The following is an 18,561-nucleotide window of genomic DNA, read 5'->3' on the forward strand; positions in this document are numbered from 1 at the left end:
GTTGTTCAGGACTCTCAGGTACTCAGGTACTCAGGTACGAGGAAGGGTGTGCGGGGGATGTGGCCCGAGACGTTGACGGCGCTGGCCGCGGCCGGCGGGACCGCCGTGGTGCAGGCCGCCGGGACGGAAGCCTGGGGGAGCGTGAGCCAGGGCGTGGCCCGCATGTTCCGCGGGCGCCCGGCGGACGGCGGGGAGGAGGGGACGCAGCGCGAGCTGGAGCGGACGGCGCTGGTCCTGGCCTCGGACGACGCGGAGGGAAGCGGTCGTCAGGCGAGCCTGTGGGAGCAGCGCTTCACCGCGCTGCTCCATGACGCCGACGCAGGGGTCCGGCAGCAGGCGGAGGCGGAGCTGAGGCAGGTGGTCGCCCTGGTTTCCGGCGTGGCGGATCGCGGTCAGGTGCTGAACGTCCACGACAACACCTATGACAAGTCCCCCCACCAGTACGGCAACCACAACCACCAGCAGATCCATTTCGGTCCCGAGGCGTGAAGCGCGGGCCCGGCGCCCCGGTCGGTCCGGGCGGGGACCGGTCGGACGAAATGCGCCTGACGGGCAACGCCTACCGCAACAGCCCCCATCAGATCGGGGACGGCAACCTGCAGGTCAACACCTGGAACCTGCCCCGCGAGGGCAGGGCCCAGGTGGTGGGCTGGATGCCCGACGTCGGCCGCTGGATCGACCGGGAGACCGCGACCCGGCAGGTGCTGGCCGGGCTGGACCCCCGCCGCAGCGCCCCGGGCCCGGTGGTCGTCCACGGACCGGCGGGTGTGGGCAAGACCCTGTTGGCCCGGGCGGTGGCGCAGGAGGCGAGGCGGGCCGGACGCCGCTGGTTCAGCGGCGAACTGTTCATCGACGTGGACAACCGGCCCGGCGACGTGAGGACCCCCGGCGACGTGCTGAGCCGGGCGCTGCGCCTGCTGGCGGTGGTGCTGGACCGGCCCGTGCCGGGGGCGGGGGCGCTGGAGGAGCAGCGGGGGCTGTTCTGCCGTTATCTGCTCGACCACGCCGAGGCGCACGGCAAGCCGATGCTCATCGTCGTGGACGGTGCCACCACCGCCGAACAGGTCACCCCGTTCCTGCCGCCCGGAGGCACCGGGCGGCTGCTGGTCACCAGTCGCGGGCAGATGGCCGAACTGCTGGACGAGCACGCCGGATTCCATGCGCTCGACCGCCTCGCGCCGTCCGACGCCGTCGCGCTGCTGGAGTCCGTCGTCGGGCACGCGCTCGGCGGGGACCGGCGGATCGCCGACGACTCCGAGGCCGCGCTGGCGGTGGCCGACCTCTGCGACCGCCTGCCGTTCGCCCTCATGCGGGCGGCGCACCTGCTCGTCACCCGCCCGGGCATGTCCGCCGGCGCGCTCCGCGACCGGCTCGCCGACTCCTCGAACCGGCTCGGTGAACTACGCTCCGGGGACCGGAGCGTGCGGTCCACGCTGAACGAGACCTACCGGCTCCTCTCGACCCCCGCGCAGCGCATGCTCCAGCTGCTGCCCCTCCATCCCGGGGCCGACATCGGCGTCCACGCCGCCGCCGCGCTCGCAGGGGTCTCACCGGCCCTGGCCGGCGATCGGCTGAGCGAGCTGCACGGTCTGCGCTTCCTCGAACGCGGCACCGGCTACGACGGCTACCGCTTCGAATCCCTGGTCCTGCTCTACGCCCAAGAGCGCTGCCGGGAGGTCGCCGCCGTAGAGCGGGAGGCCGCGTTCGCCCGGCTCGTGGACCACTACGACGTGACGGTGGGCGCGGCCGTCACGAGGCTGCCCGGTGAGGCTCGCCGCGCCCGCAGACCGTACGGCAAGACGTCACGGCGGGGCCGGGCTCCGCACTCGGCCGCGCGTGCGGCCGAAGGCCTGAGGGCCACCGGCTCCGCGCTCGCCTGGCTGGACGCCGAGCGGCCGAACCTGGTGGCCGCGATGGTCCGCTCCCAGGACCACCCGTCCTCGCGGAACCGTGCCGTCTCCCTGGCTTTGGCCCTCACGCCCTACTTCGACCTGCGCAAGCACTGGGACGACTGGGTGCTCTCCCACGAGGTGGCGGCCCATGCCGCGGAACGCCTCGGCCTCGCGGAGCGCCGCAGCGACCTGCTGCGGGAGACCGGCAGGGCCTACCACCAACAAGGGCTGCTCGAAGAGGCGTTGGGCTACTACCGGAAGGCGGTGGACGCCTGGCCGTCCCGGAAGGGCCACCACCCCGAGGAGGCCGTCTCCCTGCTGTACCGGGCGCTGAGCGAGCTGGACGCACCGCAACGGGCGGGCGACGAGGGCGTCGCCGCGCTGAGCACCGTGCTGGAGCAGTGCGAGCGGCCCCCAGGGCACTGGCAGGCCCAGGAAACCGGGAGCGGCATCGCGGCGATTCTCAACAACCTCGGTGTCGTCGAGGCCCGCCGGGGGAACGACCGGCGGGCCCTCATCTGCCACGAGCGGGCCGTCGAGCACAGCGAGCGTGCCAGGGACCGCGGCAGCGAAGGCCGGTCACTGCTGCACCTGGGGAACGCGCACATGCGGAGCGGCGATCCGCGGGCCGCATGCGACTCCTACGAGCGGGCGTTGCGGGCCTTCCCGGCCGAGGATTCGTTCGGCCGGGGCCAGGCCGCCTACAACCTGGGGCTCGCCCGGGCCGCCTCGGGCGACGTGCGTGAGACGCGTCAACGACTGGAGGCAGCCGCCCGGTACTTCTCCGAGGTCCACCCGGGTGCGGCCCGGCACACGGCACGGGACCTGGAGCGCCGGGCCCGGGAGGCGCACCGGAGCGTCCGGCGCCTCTTCGGCCGCCGCGCCTCGCTGCGGCGCATCCCGCTGAAACCGCTCAGCCCGCTTGTCGCCCTGCCGCCGGCGGCCGCGCTCCTCCTGGACGACGTTTCCCCCCACACCCCTGACATGCTCGCCCTCGGACGTCCGCTGCCGGACGGCCACACCGCTTCGCACGGCCTGGTCGAACCCTCGCCCCCGGACGACGCCGCCCTCGCCGCCCTCCCGGTCGGAGGCGTGGCCGACGCCACCGGGCCCGCCGCCTCACCGCTGCCCGTCGACGCCGCCGAGGAACGGCCCCCGTCCCCGCTCAGGGCCACGTACTCCGGCACCGGTGGATCACGCACACACGGCAGAGCCGGCGGTCACCGACCGTCGGCGGTCGCGAGCGACGAAGCCCCGTCCTCCAGCGACTACGGCTCCTCCAGCGACTGCCACTCCTCCTCCTCCTCGTCCAGTGACAGCCATGGTTCCTCTTCCTCCTACGACGACGACTCCTCGTCCGGCAGCGGTGCGAGCAGCTCCTCCGGCTACGGCGACGATCCCTACTAGTCCGTTTCGCGGCTCGGGTCTTCGCAGCTCGCCGTCGACGGGTCGGGGCGGCGAACCGCCCCTACGAAGGACGGCTCCTGTGACATGGCGTGTCTCCTTTGTCGATCCCCGCCAGGGCGGGCGGGGTGAACGGGGGCGGTCGCTTCTCCCTGATCGGACGATGCGTGGTGCGGAGAGAACACCACCGCGACGACCAGGAGCCTCGTCTCGTCGCACGCCCCCGCTGACCTGCCGTTTCACCCACAGAGACAGGATGGGGACAGCCCGGTCATGGGATGAGCTCGATGTGCGGGTGGTCCGGGGAGGCCGGGCAGGTGTGAAGCTGCAGGTCGTAGCCGCTGGCGATGTCGATCATGGTGAAGTTGGCCGGGGGGCTGCCGGGGAGGAGCGGGGTGGGGTCGGTCTGCTCCTCTTCAGGAATCCAGCTCTCGTTGCTGTCCCATTCGGTGGTGGCGATGGTCAACAGGGGTTCGGTATCGCAGCCGCATTCGGGGCAAGGCCGGGGGACGGGATCGGTGAGGCCCCACCGGGTCCAGCCGCCGGTCTTCCAGCCAGGGGCCGTGGACAGCATGTCCATGTAGCGTTCCTGGGGGGCGATCCGGTAGGAGCCGTCCAGCGCTGGGCCGGCGGCGGCCTGCCACTGGCCTAGGTCTCCCAGTTGTTCTTGGAGCTCCTTGCTCAGCTCCGAGTAGTGGGGGTATTCGGTGACCGTTTCGGGCGTGAGCAGGCACGGTTCCGGCAGGTAGGTCTCGAACCGGACGGCCGACGGCTCGGGCGGTGCAGCCAGGGGGGTGGTCACCGTGGCTGCCGAACGCCAGAACAGGGCTGTCTTGGGATGCCCAGGATGGTCGAAAGGGCACCAGAGCACCTGGAGCAGATCCGCTTCGGACTGCGCAGGGCGGGGAAGCAGCGGGACGTCGCGTAGGTACAGCTGAGCGACGGGCAGCATGGCGATCGGGCCTTCGGGCCAGGGACGGCCGGCCAGGATCTCCTTCTCCGCGGCCAGTTCTTCGGGCGTGATCCAGGGGCCTTGCGGGTCGAGAAGCCGCCGCTCTTCGCATGCGCTTCGGTGCCGCCGCCATGCTCGGACGTCGTCCGGCGAGAGGAGGGGTTTGGTGGTCTCTCGCTCATGCGGTGCTTCGCAGTGCGGCCACGGCTCGTCGGCGGGCCAGAGCAGCGGCCCGCCGACAGAGCTGTCGTGCGGTGTGGGGGATCCTGGGCGGGGGTGCAGCCGGGTGGCTGTGCGGGCCAGCGGGGCCAGCTGCGGAAAGAGCGCCGCCACGTCGAACGGGCGTGGTGGTGTGGTGTAACGCATGCTGGCTCCCGCTGGCACTGACTTGACTAGTTACCGAGGTTGAGTGTCCCCGTGTCCTTCAGGGAGTTGGGGACGTAGACGTTGGGGAACAACTCCTCCGTCGTACCGTTCGCCCGTTCGATGGTAGCGCTCATGGTCACTCCCACCGGAATCGTGCTCGTGTCGTCCCGGTAGACGGGATTCACCTGGTAGAGGATTGCGTCGTTCGGCCCGAAGCTGCTCTCCTTCACCTTCTCCTGCGCCTCGTACTCGAACGTCCTCATGCTGGGCGTTCCGGTGTTCATGCCCACCTGCCAGCAGGGGACGAGATTGTCCTGGCCGCCGTCTTCGATCTGCCCCGGTCCGCCGAGGATGTTGGCGATCAGGTGACAACGGGCCTGTCCGGTGCCGGGAGAGAAATCGTCGCGGAACTTCTGGGCATCCAGCCAGCCTGTGATGTTGCCCGAGGCGGCTTTGCCCTTCCCGGGCGTCTTGCCGAGGCAGGCCTGGGCCAAGGAGGGCCGGGTACCGGCCGGGCCCTTCGGAGTGATCATCTTGTTCACGTGGTCGACCGGCTTCGTGGTGTTCTTGCGCCACCCAGTACCGGAAGGAACCGCCCCGGTCGGCCAATTCCGCAGGCATGCGGCCTGCGCTGCCTGGGCCGGCGTGCTGATGTCCAGCTTGAACTGCTCCGCGTCGATCACCCGCTGGCTTTGAAAGCCTTCGGCCAGCTTTCGGTCGGCGAACTGTTTGTCAGCCGGCAGGAGGTGGGCCCGCACGCAGGGGGCGGCACGGTCGAGTTCCAGGCTGTTGCCGAGGACGTAGGTGTCCCAACCGCCGCTGCTGGCATTGGGGATGAGCTCGACGCAGCGGGCCCCGTCGGTGCCTCCCTCCTTGACTTCGGCAACGGGGAAACCGCCGCATGTATCGTTCTCGACGAGGTCGCCCCTGGCGACGAACGTTCCGCAGGTTCGGCTCGAACGGTCGGCGATGCCACTCTTCTGCCGGGTCAGCGGCTTGGTCTTCCCCCAGCCGTCGTTGAGGTTTTGCTGAGCCCATTGGTAGGCGGCGACTGCACCACCCGCATCCGAGCTCTGGGCATGCATCGGCACGACAGCCATTTCCGAAGGGATGACGCAACCGGGCGACGGAGGGGCCCCGACGTCTCCCACCGCGTCGTCACAGCGGATCGTGCGCGGGTTGGTCCACGAAGCGTTCGGGTCGGTGATCGTGGCGCCGGGAGTGGTCACGTACATCTGGTACGAGGTGCTGAATTCCGCGACGGCGCCGGCGGCGGGGGTCGAGGAGTACGTCACAGGGCCGGTGAGGGACTGTCCCACCGTCAGGTTGCCGGTGAACCACGGTGCGGCCTTCGTCGCTTTGCAGCCGGCGGTGCAGGCAGCCCGGAACTTGGCGCTCAGGGAAATGACGTCGCCCCGAGCCTCGGTCATCTTTACGGTGACCTGCTCGCTCCATGTCGTACCGCTGGCAGGAAGCGATGCACTCGTGGCGACCTCCAGCGTGCCTCGCCCGATTTCCGCACCGTTGCCGTCGCGCAGGATGTAGAGGACGTTCAGGCCGCTCACGCAGTAGGAGAAACGCTCGTAGGAGTAGTTGCCGGCCCCGCTGACCGAGCAACCGGCATCCGCCGCCGACGCCTGCGAGGTGACGGACCGGGGCGCGGCGGCGAATCGGGCCGGGGAGGGGCTGAAACTCACGCAGGCTTCGACCGCTCCTCTTCTGCGTTCCTTCGACCCGGCCTTGACAGGCTCACAGCGCTCCGCAGACCGCTTCGGGAGGTTGTCGGGCGCCATCACGGGCGAGACGGCGTCCGCCCGTTCGGTGCTCCCTATTCGCTCGGATGCCGTCGCATCCGACTGAGCTGAGGCGGTCCCGGTCGCGGTGAGTCCTAGTGTCACCGTAGTCAGCACTGCGAGCACGGTCGACCGCGCGCGCAGCCTGATGGCGACCCGCGAACGTGTTCTGGGCATGCTTGTCAGATCTCTCTTCTGTCGGGATGGAGGGGAGAACACCAGACGCATGGCCACCCGCCGTCCGACTCGGGCGCCTTGGTGATCACAGCGTTCAGGAGCTTGGCGGTCGGGCCGGGTGCCCGGATCTTCTGCCTGACGGCGGCCGGCCATGCCCGCACGGAAATGGCCGATCCGGCTGTGATCCCCACGTGCGCCATCCCTGAGCCGTCCGTTGTCCGGCGCGCTCTGCTGGATCGGGCGGCTCAGCGTCCTCCCTGGTGCGGGCGGTCCTGCGCACCGGATGCGAAGCCGCAGGGCTCCGCTCCCTGGGCTTTATGTGGTTCACCCCCGCCCCCGAGGTGAAGGGAACGAGGGTGAACCATGGAGTACGAGATGGGTGGCGTCGCTGGTCAGCTGATGGACTTGATGGTCTGCCAGCCGCCGGTGCCGACCTGGATGCTCGGGCCGTCGATGGGACCGTGGATGTCGGCGCCGCCCTTGTAGAACTTCAGGGTGCCGTCGCCCGCGGTGGTCCAGGTGTCGGCGACGCCGTTGCGGTCGGCGTCGGCGGCACCGGCGATCAGGGGCCGGAAGGAGGTGGTGTATCCGCGGCCGTACTCGGTGCGCTCGCTGAAGTTCTTTCCGTCGGGCAGTCCGGCGTAGTGGTACAGGATGCCGTCACGGGTGTCGCGGGCCAGCAGGTCGACGCGGCCGTCCTTGTTGGCGTCGCCGGGCGCGGCCAGGTCCATGACGCCCCAGCCGCCGGTGCCGATGGTGAGAGGGGCGGCGACGGCCGGCTTGGCGCCGCTGGTGCCGTTGTACAGGTAGAGCTTGTTGTCGTAGGCGGCGACGATGTCGGGGTGCCCGTCCTTGTTGACGTCGCCGGGGACGACGATCTGGGCGCTGGTGGGCAGGGTACCGATCTTGACCGGGGCCGCGAGGGTACCGTCGCCGCGGTTGGCGTAGACCATCAGCTGGCCGGCGACGACGGCGACGATGTCCTCCATGCCGTCGCCGGTCCAGTCGCCGCGGTGTGCCACCGAGGCGCCGCCCCAGCCGCCGGTGCCGATCTGGATCCTGGTGCCGAGCGCGCCGGTGCCGGTGCCGGGGTACAGCCACAGCTTGCCGTCGTCGTCGACCGCGACGAGGTCGGGCTTGTTGTCACCATTCATGTCGCCCGGCACGGGAGCGGCATGGCTGGTGATCCAGGCGCGGACATCGTCGGTGCGAGTGGCGACGGCCCCGGTGCGGGTTTCGGTGGCGGGGGTGCCGAGGCAGCCGCCCTGCCAGGACCTGCTGGCTATGCCGACCAGCTCCTGGGTGGTGCCGTTGGCCCGCAGGACCGGGCCGCCGGCGTCACCCTGGCAGATCACGGCGGAGTCGGTCGGCGTCAGGTTGATGTTCGCCGAGCTGTCACCGGTGGCGTTGAACGCGCCGGTGTGCAGGGTGTCCGGAACCCAGGTGGTGTTCGTCCGGCCGAAGCCGGCGGCCGTGACGGCCTGGCCTGCCGAAACCGGAGTGCTGGCCAGAGCGACGGGCTTTACGCCCGCGACGCCGGTGTTGAGCTTGACCAGAACGAGGTCGCGGTCGGGCGAGGGTACGAGTTCGACCGCAGTGCGCACGGCGCCGGTCGAGACCTGGGCCAGGTCGGTGCGGCCGACGGTGACGGTCGTGGCGACAGGGGGCTTGCCGGCTGCGGGGCGGCCGTTGTCGGCGAAGCACGAGCCCGAGGTCAGCACCCAGCGCTGGGATACAAGGACCCCCGAGCAGGAGCGGTCGGAGTCACCGACGACGATGCGGGCGGTGAAGTTGTGGCTTGCGGTGGCGGGGGCGCCTTGCAGGGCCAGGGCGGGGGAGCCGAGCAGGCTCAGGCCCACGGCGCCGGCGAGGACCGAGGCCTTGGCGCTGGTGTTGAACGATGACATGTGTGGTTCTCCAGAAGGGGAAGGTGAGGAAGGCGGGGCGCGATCAGCGCATCGGGGCCTGGAGCGGGTGGCCGGGAGAGTCGAAGTAGCCGTACAGCCGCAGGCCATGGCCGTCCATGACCTGTGCCTGCGGTCCACGTGACGGTTGTCGCATCTCCCTCGGACGAGGCGATGGCCGGCGGCGGGCTCATCTCGGCGCCGGAGGCTCTGCATCGCCCTGGGCCCGGCGTGTCCAGCCGTCGTACTTCCAACCGGGGCGACGGACAGCACCCCGTCGTGGTGCTCCGCCGGAGTGGCTTCGTCCGAGAGGTGGACGGCCGGCGGTTCGGGCGGTGTGGCGATGACGTCGGTGACCTCGGCGGCGGTTCAGCCGGTGGGGGTCACCGCCCTTGACGGGCTCCACGCCCGCGGTCGGGCGCCTGTGTGCTCACCCATCGGTTCGGTCCGACGGGGAGAAGCTCTGACCGTCTCGTCCGCAACGGCTACTTGGAGGTCCTGATCTCGACGAGCATGTGGTCGCGGCCCTGCTCGTCCGCGCTCTCACCTACGGGGGTGAAGATGTCCTTGGCCACGTCGAAGGTCCTCTCCTCCGTCCCCACCGTCATGTCGACCTGAGCGGTCTGCGTCGCACTTCCCCGGATGCCGTAGACGGCGGGGATCTCCATGGTCAGCCAGCCGCTGTTGCCGGTGACCTTGAAGCAGATCTTCTCCTTGCTGCGTGCCCAGACCTCCAGGAGACCGGGCTCACTGGCGCAGTCAGCCAGGGTGATGTGGCCGTCTCCGCGCTTCAGGAGAATGTTCTTCTCGGCAAGGATCTTGTCGGCCAGCGGGTATTCGTAGGTCTCCACCGCGTATCCCGGACCCTCGTCCGCAACGGGTTCCGCCGCAATATCGCTGCCGTTTCCGGTGGTCGTCAGCAATGCCGCTGTGGCCAATGCAGTACAGGCGACTGCGAGGGCGCGCAGAGAGTTCTTCACTGAAGCTCCAAAGAGTGCTCTAAATCACTGCGCGAACGCAGAAATCACCCCGAGTTCCCCCTCTGGCGGATGATCCAACGCGGCGCAATGGTGTGCGGATTCGTGTGTAGGCATGCTTTTGGGCGCACCTACGAAGGGGAATGAATGCGTCTCGGCTGCGCTCATGTTGAAGATCGCCCCCCGCATTGATTACAGCCATGACCTCGTCAGATGTCCACACGGGTAAATCACCCATACAGGCCAGACGGTGCCAAAAATGCATGCCGGCGACTTGGATTCGATGGTCTCCTGCAAAGGATTCGAGGAGCTTGAGTCGCAATTCGTGAAGGTTGTATCGACCTGAATAACGAATTGATCACCATGCGGTCTCGGCGTCATCACGGCCCAGCCGGCTCCGGATGGACTCGTGCGGCAGTGGTATTGCGTTTGCTTTGATCTGATGCGGCACTAAGATGACGCCGACCGGGGGAGGGGAATGTCGTCGTGCTTACTTTTGAAGCGCACACAGTGGTTCGGAGAGTTGATCGGGGAACGGAGTTTCCGATCCTTTCGCGCAGATTCACTGTCCCGTGATGCTGAACAGCGCTGCGTCCGCCCGCCGGCGGCGGCGACAGGCCCGGCACCCCTGACCTCGCGCCAAAACACCCGAGGCACACCCCGCGCTTCTGCCCCAGGCAGCGGCTGCCGGCAACCTCGGCAACTCGCCCACCAGCCTGCCTCCTTGAGGAACACCCATGCAGATGACCTTCATGAGCAGACGCCGACTCCTCGGAGTGCTGGCCGCCGCCACCGCCACTGCGGCCCTGCCGATCTCCCTCACGAAGCCGGCCCAGGCCGCCGGAAGCGCCACCCCTATATCGCTGCCCGACACCGACCGCGCCAAGGCCCTGACCGCATGGCTTTCCGGCGGCAGAGGGACTCGGGCCTTGGCCGCCCAGGCACTGACCGGTACGGACGCCGAAGTCACCACGTTCCTCACGGAGCGACTGGCCAAGGTCACCGCGGAGGACAACCGGGTCGCAGCCCTCGCCTACATGGCCGGCGCGGGGAAGGGCATGCGCCGTGAGGGGACCGCGGCCCTGCTCGGCGGAGACGCTGCCATCGCCACCTTCATACAGAGCGGCTACAAGGCGGCCGTGACCGAAGACCTGCGGGTGGCCACCGCCGCGGTCATCAACGTCGGCGGCCGGGCCGTCAGGCGCGACGGCACAACCGCTCTGGACGCGGGTACCGACCAGGCGCTGGAACGCTTCATCATCGACGGCCGCTGGAAAGCGGACGAGGAGGACATGAGGGTCGAGGTCGCGACGCTCATGTTCGGAGCGGGCCCGGAGGTGTCCAAGTACGCCGACCGTGCGTTGAAGGGCACGGACGCCGACCTGGGCTGGTTCCTGGAGGTCGGGCAGCACCTCGCCCGCGCCCGTGACCTGGAGAAGGCCACCATCAAGGAGCTCGTCGCGGTCGTCGAGCGTGAGGGCAAGCGGGCCCAGGCGAGCACCGACCTTGCCGTCGAGGCTTCCCAGCGAGCCCAGACCGCCGCCGAACGGGCCAAGGAGGCGGCCCTGAAGGCCGTGGCTGAAGCGGAGGCCGGCAAGAACGACGTGAAGTTGTCCGGCGAGGCGGCTCGCAAGGCCGCTGCTGCCGCCCGCGGGGCGGCTGACGCAGCCCGTATCGCCATCCGCGCATCGAGCACGGCTGTGGAAGCCTCACGCCGAGCCGCCCGAGCCGCCACGGGCGCCTCCCAGGCTGCGGCAGTCGCCGGGTTCGCCGCCTCGGCCGCCTACAACGCAGCTATCGCCGCATCCAAGGACGCCTCCAAGGCCGAGGCGGCGAAAAACGCCGCCGTCGCCGCGCGTAACGCTGCAGCCAAGGCCAAGAGCGCCGCCGCCGCCGCCGACCAGGCCGGCGCCGCCTCTGCCGCCGCCGCAGCGGCAGGCGGCAGCGCCGCCTCCGCCGCGCGTGAGGCCGCCAACGCCGCCAAGGCCTCCGCCCAGGCGGCCACTGCCGCGGGCGTCGCCCAGTCGGAAGCAGCCGAAGCGCAGCGACAGGCGTCCATCGCCGGCACGGCGGCCAACCAGGCCACCAACGCGGCCTCCACCGCCCAAGCCCTCGCCAACGAATCGGCGAAGGCCGCCCGAGATGCGCGTGACGCAGCTAATTCCGCGGCACGCCACGCCGAGGAGGCGGCCAAGGCCGCGGAGGACGCGGTCAAATTCGCCGGTCAGGCCATCGACTACGCGAACAAGTCGACCGCGCACGCCGCCGAGGCCGTCAAGGCCGCGGACACGGCGACCAAGACCGTCGCCGAAGCCGTCGAGGTCGCCAAGAAGGCACGCGACGCGGAGTGGGCCGCGCTGGAGGAAGACCGCAAGCAGGCCCTGGAGGAGGCCAAGGAGCTGGCCGCCCTCGACGCCACCCAGCGCGCTGCCGCGCTGAACAAGCGCAGCCAGGCCGAGCAGACCAGCCAGGCCACCAAAGAACTGATCAGCAAGGCCGAACAGGCCTTGGCCGCACAGGACTACGAGCTCGCCGTCACCTACGGGCGCAAGGCAGCGGTTGCTCTGCTGGACTCCAAGGGCACCTGGACCCGTGAAGCAGCCCAGTTCGCGCTGGCGGGCTCCGAGTACGACGTCCTGTCCTGGATCGACCTCGACCGCGCCCTGGCCCAGTCGCAGGACGACCGCGAGACCATCCTGTACCTCGCCCAGGTCTCCAGCCCCGCAGTCGCCGAAGGAGCGGTCCAGGCTCTGACGAGCGGGAGCGACCAGGCCGAAGGCGACTTCACCACCGGCGGCATCATCAAGCGCCGGGCCGAGGAGAACAGGGTCCTCATCTTCCGGCTGCTGAACGAAGGGCCCGGGGCCGCGGTCAAGAAGGCCGCCGACAACGCCCTGAGGATCAACACTCCGCAAGCTCTGCAGCATTTCTTCGACGAGGACCTCGGACGCGCCATCGAGGAAGACGCCCAGGTCAAGATCGCCTCCCTCATCCACACCGGCGGCCCCTACACCAAGGCCTTCGGTGAAGTGGCCCTCGCCGGCCCGACCTGGATGAAGCTGCACTTCGTCGAGGTCCTGTGTTTCAAGACCGCCCAGCTCGACTTCGACTCGGCCAGCCACGCCGCGGCCATCCAGGCGGCCATCTCCGCAGCCGCCAAGATCGCCCAGGAAGCGCAGCGCGACGCCGCCCGCGCATCCAAGGCCGCCGCCGACGCACGCAGCGCTGCCACCGAAGCCTCGGAGTGGGCGGACAAGGCGATCAAGGCCCAGGAGAAGGCCTCGGAGTACGCCGCAGAGGCCAACAACAACGCCGACGCCGCCGAGAAGTCCGCCAACGAAGCGCAGGCACAGGCCGACAAGGCCAAGGCCGCGGCGAACGTGGCCCAGGGAGCAGCCAGGATCGCCAACTACCAGGCGAACAAGGCTGTCGACGCGGCCCGCAGGGCCTTGACCTCAGCCCGGTCGGCACGGGCCTCGTCCGCTGCCGCGCACAGCTCGGCGCTCAGCGCCGGGAAGAGCGCGAGCGAGGCGGCCGCAGCCGCCACACAGGCCCGCCGCATCGCCGTGGCCAAGCGACAGCAGGAGCTGGTCGACCTGGCTCGCAAGGCCGTCGAAGAGGCGCTGGAGATGGTGCAGGGCCAGCGCAACCCCGCCGACACTCCGCAGAACGACAAGGTCAACCCCAACGGCACGGGTGGCGAGGAGGACTGGTGGTCGGACGCCGGCTGGTGGGCTGACGCCTTCGAGGTCACCAGCGGTCTGGCGGCCATCGGTTCGATAGGCTGCGCGGCAGGCATCGTGTTCTTCCCGCCGGCGGCCCCGGTCCTGGGCACCGTGTCCACAGCGCTCGCGGCCGGCTCCGTCGTCACCTCCGGGCTCAGCACGGTCTTCAACGGCATCGAGTACGGCTGGACGAGCAAGGAGTTCGCCGGATCCGCCAGCCGTTTCGCTCTCAGCCTGGTCTCGCGTGGTCGGGGCGGATTCTCCGCCGCACGCCTGCCGGTGAAGGCGGGAAGCGTGTTGACCCCCGTGGTCAAGACCACTGTGGACGCCGGTTCCAAGATCGTGAAGGAGTTCTACGACCTCGTCTCCTGATCCCCGTACGTCCGCCGCTGCCGGCGGCGCCACCTGACGGTGAGGCCGTCTGATGCCGGCCCTCGTGCACTCCCGTCGCAGGTGCCGAGGGCGGCATCGGAGGCAGCGCCGGGCGTCACGACCATGGTCACGACGAGGACGCCGGCAGGCCGGGCGGCCCCGTTCACGCCCTCGGCACGGGAGGGGCTGCGGGGCGGCCCGGCCACCGTTCAACCAGGGACGGTGCCGGGCCGCCGGTGGCTCCGAGCGCTCCCCGGACCAGGCAACCCTCTCCGGCGATTGCGCGAAGGCCCGTTCTCCCGGCGCTCTCGGTCGGGCGCGGTCGCGGTTGAACCGCCGGTAGTACTCGGGCTGTTCGCGGGGGTGGTAGCAGGGTGTGCGGACGGTGGCGTCGGCCCTCTGGTGGGCGCGGTTCGCGAGGACGAGGAGCTGCGTGGTCGGGCAGGTCCGCAAGATGCCGTGGGCCCGGGCGGCGGTCAGCTGCGTGCGCGGGCCCCGGGCTGCGGACGAGGAGTCCCCGGCACCACAGTGGGAAGGGAACCCCCTCCGTCTACGTCATCTGCGCAGAGGGCCGGCCCATCGACCCCGGCCTCCAGTGGACGACGGCCTCGCGCTGCACCGACGTGCGCGAATGGCGGGCAGGCCGCTCCCCGACTGCCGGGCAGCCGGCTCTCATCGTGGAACCCCCGCGAGAACTGCTCCCGTCGCCCGGGTCCGCCTCCGGACGGCCGGATCAGGGCCTCCCCCGTACGGCCGCATTGGTCTGGACCGCAGCGGGCCGCCTGCTACCGTCGGCCGTGAAGATCGCCGCGAGGGCGGACGCGCGGCGACGGTGGAGAGGGGTAACGCGATGATCGGCGACAGCGCCGGACGGGCATTCTTGGGATCGTTCACCTCGGCGGGCGGACTCGGCGTCACCGCCGCCGCCGTCGACCGGGACACCGGCGCGCTGACCGTGCTCGGCTCCACGGACGCGGTGCCCGACCCGTCCTTCCTCGCCGTCGGCCCCCGAGCGGGCGGAACGGTTCTGTACGCGGTCGGCGAGAGCGAGCCGGGCGTCGCCGCCGCCTTCGCCGCCGACGGGGACGTGCCGGCCCTGCTGGGCTCCGTACGGGCCGTCGAGGGCGATGCGCCCACCCACCTCGCGGTCGCCGCGAACCACGTGGTCACCGCCAACTACGCCTCCGGCAGCGTCACCGCCCTGCCCCTCCTCGACGACGGATCGCTCGGCCCCGCCTCCTCCGTCCTGCGGCACGAGGGCAGCGGCCCGGACCCCGAGCGGCAGGAAGGCCCGCACGCCCACCAGGTGCTCGCCGACCCCTCCGGGAACTGGGTGGTCAGCGTGGACCTCGGCACCGACTCGGTCCGCGTCTGCGCCCTGGACCCCGCGACCGGCGCGCTGAGCCCGCACGGCGAGACGGCGCTGCGACCGGGCACCGGCCCGCGCCATCTGGCCTTCCACCCCTCGGGTTCGCTCGCCTACGTCCTGTGCGAGCTGGAGCCGATCGTCACCGTGTGCCGCTGGGACGCCGCGGCGGGCCGGCTCGACGTGCTCGGAGAGGTGGCGGTGCTGCCCGAGCAGGAGAGGGCCGGTGACGCGGTGCGCACCTACCCCTCCGAGGTGGTCGTCGCCCACGACGGCCGCTTCCTGTGGACCGCCAACCGGGGCCACGACAGCATCTCCGTGCTCACCCTGGACGAGAGCGGCGAGAAGGCCGCCCTGGCGGCCACCGTCGGCTGCGGCGGACACTGGCCGCGCGACCTCACCCTCGACCCGAGCGGCCAGTGGCTGTACGCGGCCAACGAGCGCTCCGGGAACGTCAGCTGGTTCGCCGTGGACGCCCAGACGGGCGTCCCCCGGCACGCGGGCTCCATCGAGGTCCCCGCGGCCTCCTGCGTCGTCCTCGTCTGACGGCCGCCCCGGACAGGGGGGGGGGGGGGGGGCGGCCCCCCAAGGAAGGGCGGGCGGGGCGCGGGCCGCGCGCGGGCCCCCCACCCCCCCCCCCCCCCCCCGGGCGCCCCCCCCCCCCCCCCCCCCGGGGGGGGGCCGCCCCCCCCCCCCCCTGTCCGGCTTCCCGAGCCGCCGCCGCTCCGCGGTGACGGCGTCCGGATCAGTGAACCCGGGCGCCCTGCGGCGTCGCCGGGGTGATGCCCAGCGTCGTGGCGTACAGGGACAGCACGAGCTTGCCGATCGCCGGGTACGCGCCCAGCGGCTCGGCCGTCGCGCAGCCCGCCTCCTTCGCGGCGGCGTCCAGCAGCCCGGCGTCGACCTCCGGGCCCACCAGGTACGGCGCCAGCGCCAGCTGCGCGGAGCCCGAGCCCTGCAGCTGCTCCGCGACCGAGGCGACCGAGCCCTCCACGTCCAGCGCGGCGGCCATCACCGGGACCGCGAGCCGGGCGGCCAGCAGCATGCCGGTGATCCCGGCGGCCTGCACGGCCTCCTCGCCGCCCACGGTGACCAGCACGATGCCGTCGGCGGCGGTGGCCACGGTGAACAGCCTGGCGCGGTCGGCACGCGCCAGCCCGGCCTCCGACAGCCGTACGTGCAGGGCCTCGGCGAGCAGCGGGTGCGGGCCGAGCACATCGGTCAGCTCGGCCTGCGTACCGCTCTCCATCACCGCTTGCCGTATCCGGCGGAGCAGCGCGCCGTCGGGGCCCGCGAGCAGCGGGACCACCACGGCCGGCGGACCGGCGGGCTCGGCGACCTCGCGGCCGGCGGCGAGCGCCTGCTCGTAGCGCGCGACGCGCTCGGCGGCGGTGTGGGCGAGGATCGTGGCGAGAGTCGGGTACTCGGCGTCGTCGCCGTCCACGTAGCCGATCAGGGCGTTGAGGCCGGGCAGCTCGGAACGGGCGATGCTGATCACCTCTTCGGCCAGGCTGCGCGTGGCCGAAGAGGGGGTACCGGGAACGGCGAGGACGAGCGCGGCCGCGCCCTCGGGTGCGACCACGGGCTCCGGGCGGCGGTGCCGTCCGGACTGGCGAGGTCGCGGCATTCGTACAGGCAGGCCGGAAGCGGGCCCAGTGGGGGTGCTCATGGCGCCGCATGCTACTGGTTTTGCCTGCCCCTCTGTTCGGGGAGGGTCCGGTCGAGCGTTAACTATCCGCTTATGTCCGATGAGTGGTGTACAGCCGGAGTATCCCTGTCTGTCGGCCGGTTGTGCCCCGGTCTCCTCCCGTCCTCCTCCTCCGCGCCGCCGCTGTCAACCCGCCCCCGCCCCGTCGAGCGCGTCCGCCCGGCCGTGCCGCCCGGCCGGGCCCTCCCCGGGGACGAACAGCATCGTCGGGTGGTGCGGCAGAAGCAGCTCTCCGGCTGCCAGGGCGCGCGCGATCCGGAGCGCACCGGTCAGCGGATCGCCCTCCGCCGCCGTCACCCGAGCCCCCGGCGCCAGCCGTGCCAGCTCCTCGCGTACGGGGTTGACCAACGGCTCGCCCATCCGGAACAGGCCGCCCGTCAGGGCCACTTCACCGCCGGTTTCGGTTTCTCCGGCCGCCCCGGCAGCCGTCGGGCACACGGCGGCCGCCGCCTCGGCGATGTGCCCGGCGGCCTGCCGGAGAATACCGGCCGCGACCGGATCCACTCCGGCGCACGCCGCCACCTCCGGGGCGAACGAGGCCAGCACGGCCGGCCGGTCCGGGCGCGGGTAGAGCAGGCCCGGCAACGCCTCCGCCGGTCCGAACACCGCCCGCAGCCGCTCCAGCAGTGCGGGGGAGCCCCCACGCCGTCCGTCGTGGGCCCGCATCGCGGCGTCCAGCCCGGCACGGCCGATCCACGCACCGCCGCCACTGTCACCCAGAAGATGACCCCACCCGTCGGCCCTGCGCCATTCCTTCAGGTCCGTACCGAGGGCGATCATGCCCGTGCCGCCCGCCACCACCGCCCCGGGGCGCTGCCCCACCGCGCCCGCGTAGGCCGTCACCGCGTCGGCCGCCAGCGCCAGCCGGCGTACCCCCAGCGCCTCCGCGAGCGCTCCGGGCAGCTCCGCCCGCAGCCGCTCGCCCAGGGTGGCCATGCCCGCGGCCCCGATCGCCACCGCCGCGACCTCGCCACCGCCCTCGTCGTCGGTCGCGGAGGCGGTCGCCTGCTCCAGCAACTCCCGGGCGGCGGGCACCAACTGCTCCAGCAGATGCCCGGCGTCGATGCCGCCCGCCCCCGTCCGCACCGGTTCCGCGCAGACCGTCGTCGACAACGGCCCCGACGTCCCCACCCGGCCCACCGCCACCCGCAGCCCGGAACCCCCGGAGTCGACTCCGAGGACGTGTGCGCCGGGGCGGGACGGGCGGGTGTGCGTCACGGGAGCCGCCAGTCCACCGGCTGCGCCCCCTGGCGCGCCAGCAGTTCGTTGACGCGGCTGAAGGGCCGCGAGCCGAAGAAGCCCCGGTCGGCGGACATCGGGGAGGGGTGCGCGGATTCGATCGCGGGGTAGTCGCCCAGCAGCGGGCGCAGATTACGGGCGTCACGCCCCCACAGGACCGACACCAGCGGCGTGCCCCGGGCCACCAGCGCCTTGATGGCCTGCTCGGTGACCTCTTCCCAGCCCTTGCCCCGGTGGGCGGCGGGCCGCCGGGGGGCCGTGGTCAGCGCCCTGTTGAGCAGCAGCACCCCCTGCCGGGTCCAGGGGGTGAGATCGCCGTTGGACGGCCGGGGCAGCCCCAGGTCCCCGTGCAGCTCCCGGAAGATGTTCTCCAGGCTGCCCGGCAGCGGCCGGACGTCGGGGGCCACCGCGAAGCTCAACCCGATCGCGTGCCCCGGGGTGGGGTACGGATCCTGGCCGACGACCAGCACTCTCACCTCCTCGAACGGCTGCTGGAACGCCCGCAGTACATGGGCCCCGGAGGGCAGGTACGTGCGTCCCGCGGCGATCTCCGCCCGGAGGAAGTCGCCCATAGCGGCGACGCGTTCGGCGACGGGTTCGAGGGCCTCGGCCCACCCCGGCTCGATGATCTCTTTCAACGGTCGTGCTGCCACGGCCCGCACTCTACTGCTGATACGAACACTCCG

General features: G+C 71.5%; 11 protein-coding genes. 4 read left to right on the forward strand and 7 right to left on the reverse strand.

Annotated features, from left to right (window positions below; translation table 11 throughout):
- Positions 1 to 57 precede the first annotated feature (57 nt).
- Together ACH4K1_RS22755 and ACH4K1_RS22760 are read left to right on the forward strand one after the other, a co-directional pair.
- A complete protein-coding gene (locus tag ACH4K1_RS22755) occupies positions 58 to 489 on the forward strand; it encodes a hypothetical protein (protein ID WP_398091104.1) in 432 nt (143 codons plus the stop codon).
- The gene (locus tag ACH4K1_RS22760) at positions 486 to 3,299 is read left to right on the forward strand and encodes a tetratricopeptide repeat protein (protein ID WP_398091105.1); all 2,814 of its coding nucleotides are present in this window, start codon (positions 486 to 488) and stop codon (positions 3,297 to 3,299) included. The genes ACH4K1_RS22755 and ACH4K1_RS22760 overlap by 4 nt, the downstream gene beginning before the upstream one ends.
- A gap of 268 nt (positions 3,300 to 3,567) precedes the next feature.
- On the opposite strand, the gene ACH4K1_RS22765 is transcribed toward ACH4K1_RS22760, so the two are convergent.
- From ACH4K1_RS22765 to ACH4K1_RS22780, 4 genes are all read right to left on the reverse strand, one after another.
- Entirely contained in the window at positions 3,568 to 4,614 is a 1,047-nt protein-coding gene (locus tag ACH4K1_RS22765) for a hypothetical protein (protein ID WP_398091106.1), read from the reverse strand.
- 26 nt (positions 4,615 to 4,640) lie between these two features.
- Positions 4,641 to 6,311 carry a DNA/RNA non-specific endonuclease gene (locus tag ACH4K1_RS22770; protein ID WP_398091107.1) on the reverse strand — a complete coding sequence of 557 codons (1,671 nt, stop codon included), beginning with the start codon at positions 6,309 to 6,311 and terminating at the stop codon, positions 4,641 to 4,643.
- A 665-nt stretch (positions 6,312 to 6,976) separates the two neighbouring features.
- Complete coding sequence (locus tag ACH4K1_RS22775; protein WP_398091108.1) at positions 6,977 to 8,491, reverse strand: FG-GAP-like repeat-containing protein; 1,515 nt, start codon at positions 8,489 to 8,491, stop codon at positions 6,977 to 6,979.
- 482 nt (positions 8,492 to 8,973) lie between these two features.
- Positions 8,974 to 9,339, reverse strand: coding sequence for a hypothetical protein (locus ACH4K1_RS22780; protein ID WP_398091109.1), 366 nt, complete (start codon positions 9,337 to 9,339; stop codon positions 8,974 to 8,976).
- 863 nt (positions 9,340 to 10,202) lie between these two features.
- Here ACH4K1_RS22780 and ACH4K1_RS22785 point away from each other — a divergent pair.
- A complete protein-coding gene (locus ACH4K1_RS22785) occupies positions 10,203 to 13,562 on the forward strand; it encodes an ALF repeat-containing protein (protein ID WP_398091110.1) in 3,360 nt (1,119 codons plus the stop codon).
- A gap of 850 nt (positions 13,563 to 14,412) precedes the next feature.
- On the forward strand, positions 14,413 to 15,474 hold the full coding sequence (locus ACH4K1_RS22790; RefSeq protein WP_398091111.1) for a lactonase family protein: 1,062 nt from the start codon (positions 14,413 to 14,415) through the stop codon (positions 15,472 to 15,474).
- A gap of 199 nt (positions 15,475 to 15,673) precedes the next feature.
- Here the strand turns inward: ACH4K1_RS22790 and ACH4K1_RS22795 are convergent, their stop codons facing one another.
- The 3 genes from ACH4K1_RS22795 to ACH4K1_RS22805 all read right to left on the reverse strand — a co-directional run bounded on the left by ACH4K1_RS22795 (position 15,674) and on the right by ACH4K1_RS22805 (position 18,528).
- On the reverse strand, positions 15,674 to 16,597 hold the full coding sequence (locus ACH4K1_RS22795; RefSeq protein ID WP_398091112.1) for a sirohydrochlorin chelatase: 924 nt from the start codon (positions 16,595 to 16,597) through the stop codon (positions 15,674 to 15,676).
- A gap of 165 nt (positions 16,598 to 16,762) precedes the next feature.
- The gene (locus ACH4K1_RS22800) at positions 16,763 to 17,854 is read right to left on the reverse strand and encodes an N-acetylglucosamine kinase (RefSeq protein ID WP_398091113.1); all 1,092 of its coding nucleotides are present in this window, start codon (positions 17,852 to 17,854) and stop codon (positions 16,763 to 16,765) included.
- A complete protein-coding gene (locus ACH4K1_RS22805) occupies positions 17,851 to 18,528 on the reverse strand; it encodes a uracil-DNA glycosylase (protein ID WP_073770582.1) in 678 nt (225 codons plus the stop codon). The genes ACH4K1_RS22800 and ACH4K1_RS22805 overlap by 4 nt, the downstream gene beginning before the upstream one ends.
- Positions 18,529 to 18,561 lie beyond the last annotated feature (33 nt).

Source organism: Streptomyces sp. NPDC017448 (genome assembly GCF_044330565.1).
Taxonomy (GTDB): Bacteria; Actinomycetota; Actinomycetes; order Streptomycetales; family Streptomycetaceae; genus Streptomyces.

Bases quoted from the DNA above. Each gene is read 5' to 3' on its own strand.
- ACH4K1_RS22755 (WP_398091104.1), top strand. From the start codon at position 58: ATGTGGCCCGAGACGTTGACGGCGCTGGCCGCGGCCGGCGGGACCGCC.
- ACH4K1_RS22765 (WP_398091106.1), bottom strand. From the start codon at position 4,614: ATGCGTTACACCACACCACCACGCCCGTTCGACGTGGCGGCGCTCTTT.
- ACH4K1_RS22775 (WP_398091108.1), bottom strand. From the start codon at position 8,491: ATGTCATCGTTCAACACCAGCGCCAAGGCCTCGGTCCTCGCCGGCGCC.
- ACH4K1_RS22785 (WP_398091110.1), top strand. From the start codon at position 10,203: ATGCAGATGACCTTCATGAGCAGACGCCGACTCCTCGGAGTGCTGGCC.
- ACH4K1_RS22790 (WP_398091111.1), top strand. From the start codon at position 14,413: ATGATCGGCGACAGCGCCGGACGGGCATTCTTGGGATCGTTCACCTCG.
- ACH4K1_RS22795 (WP_398091112.1), bottom strand. From the start codon at position 16,597: ATGAGCACCCCCACTGGGCCCGCTTCCGGCCTGCCTGTACGAATGCCG.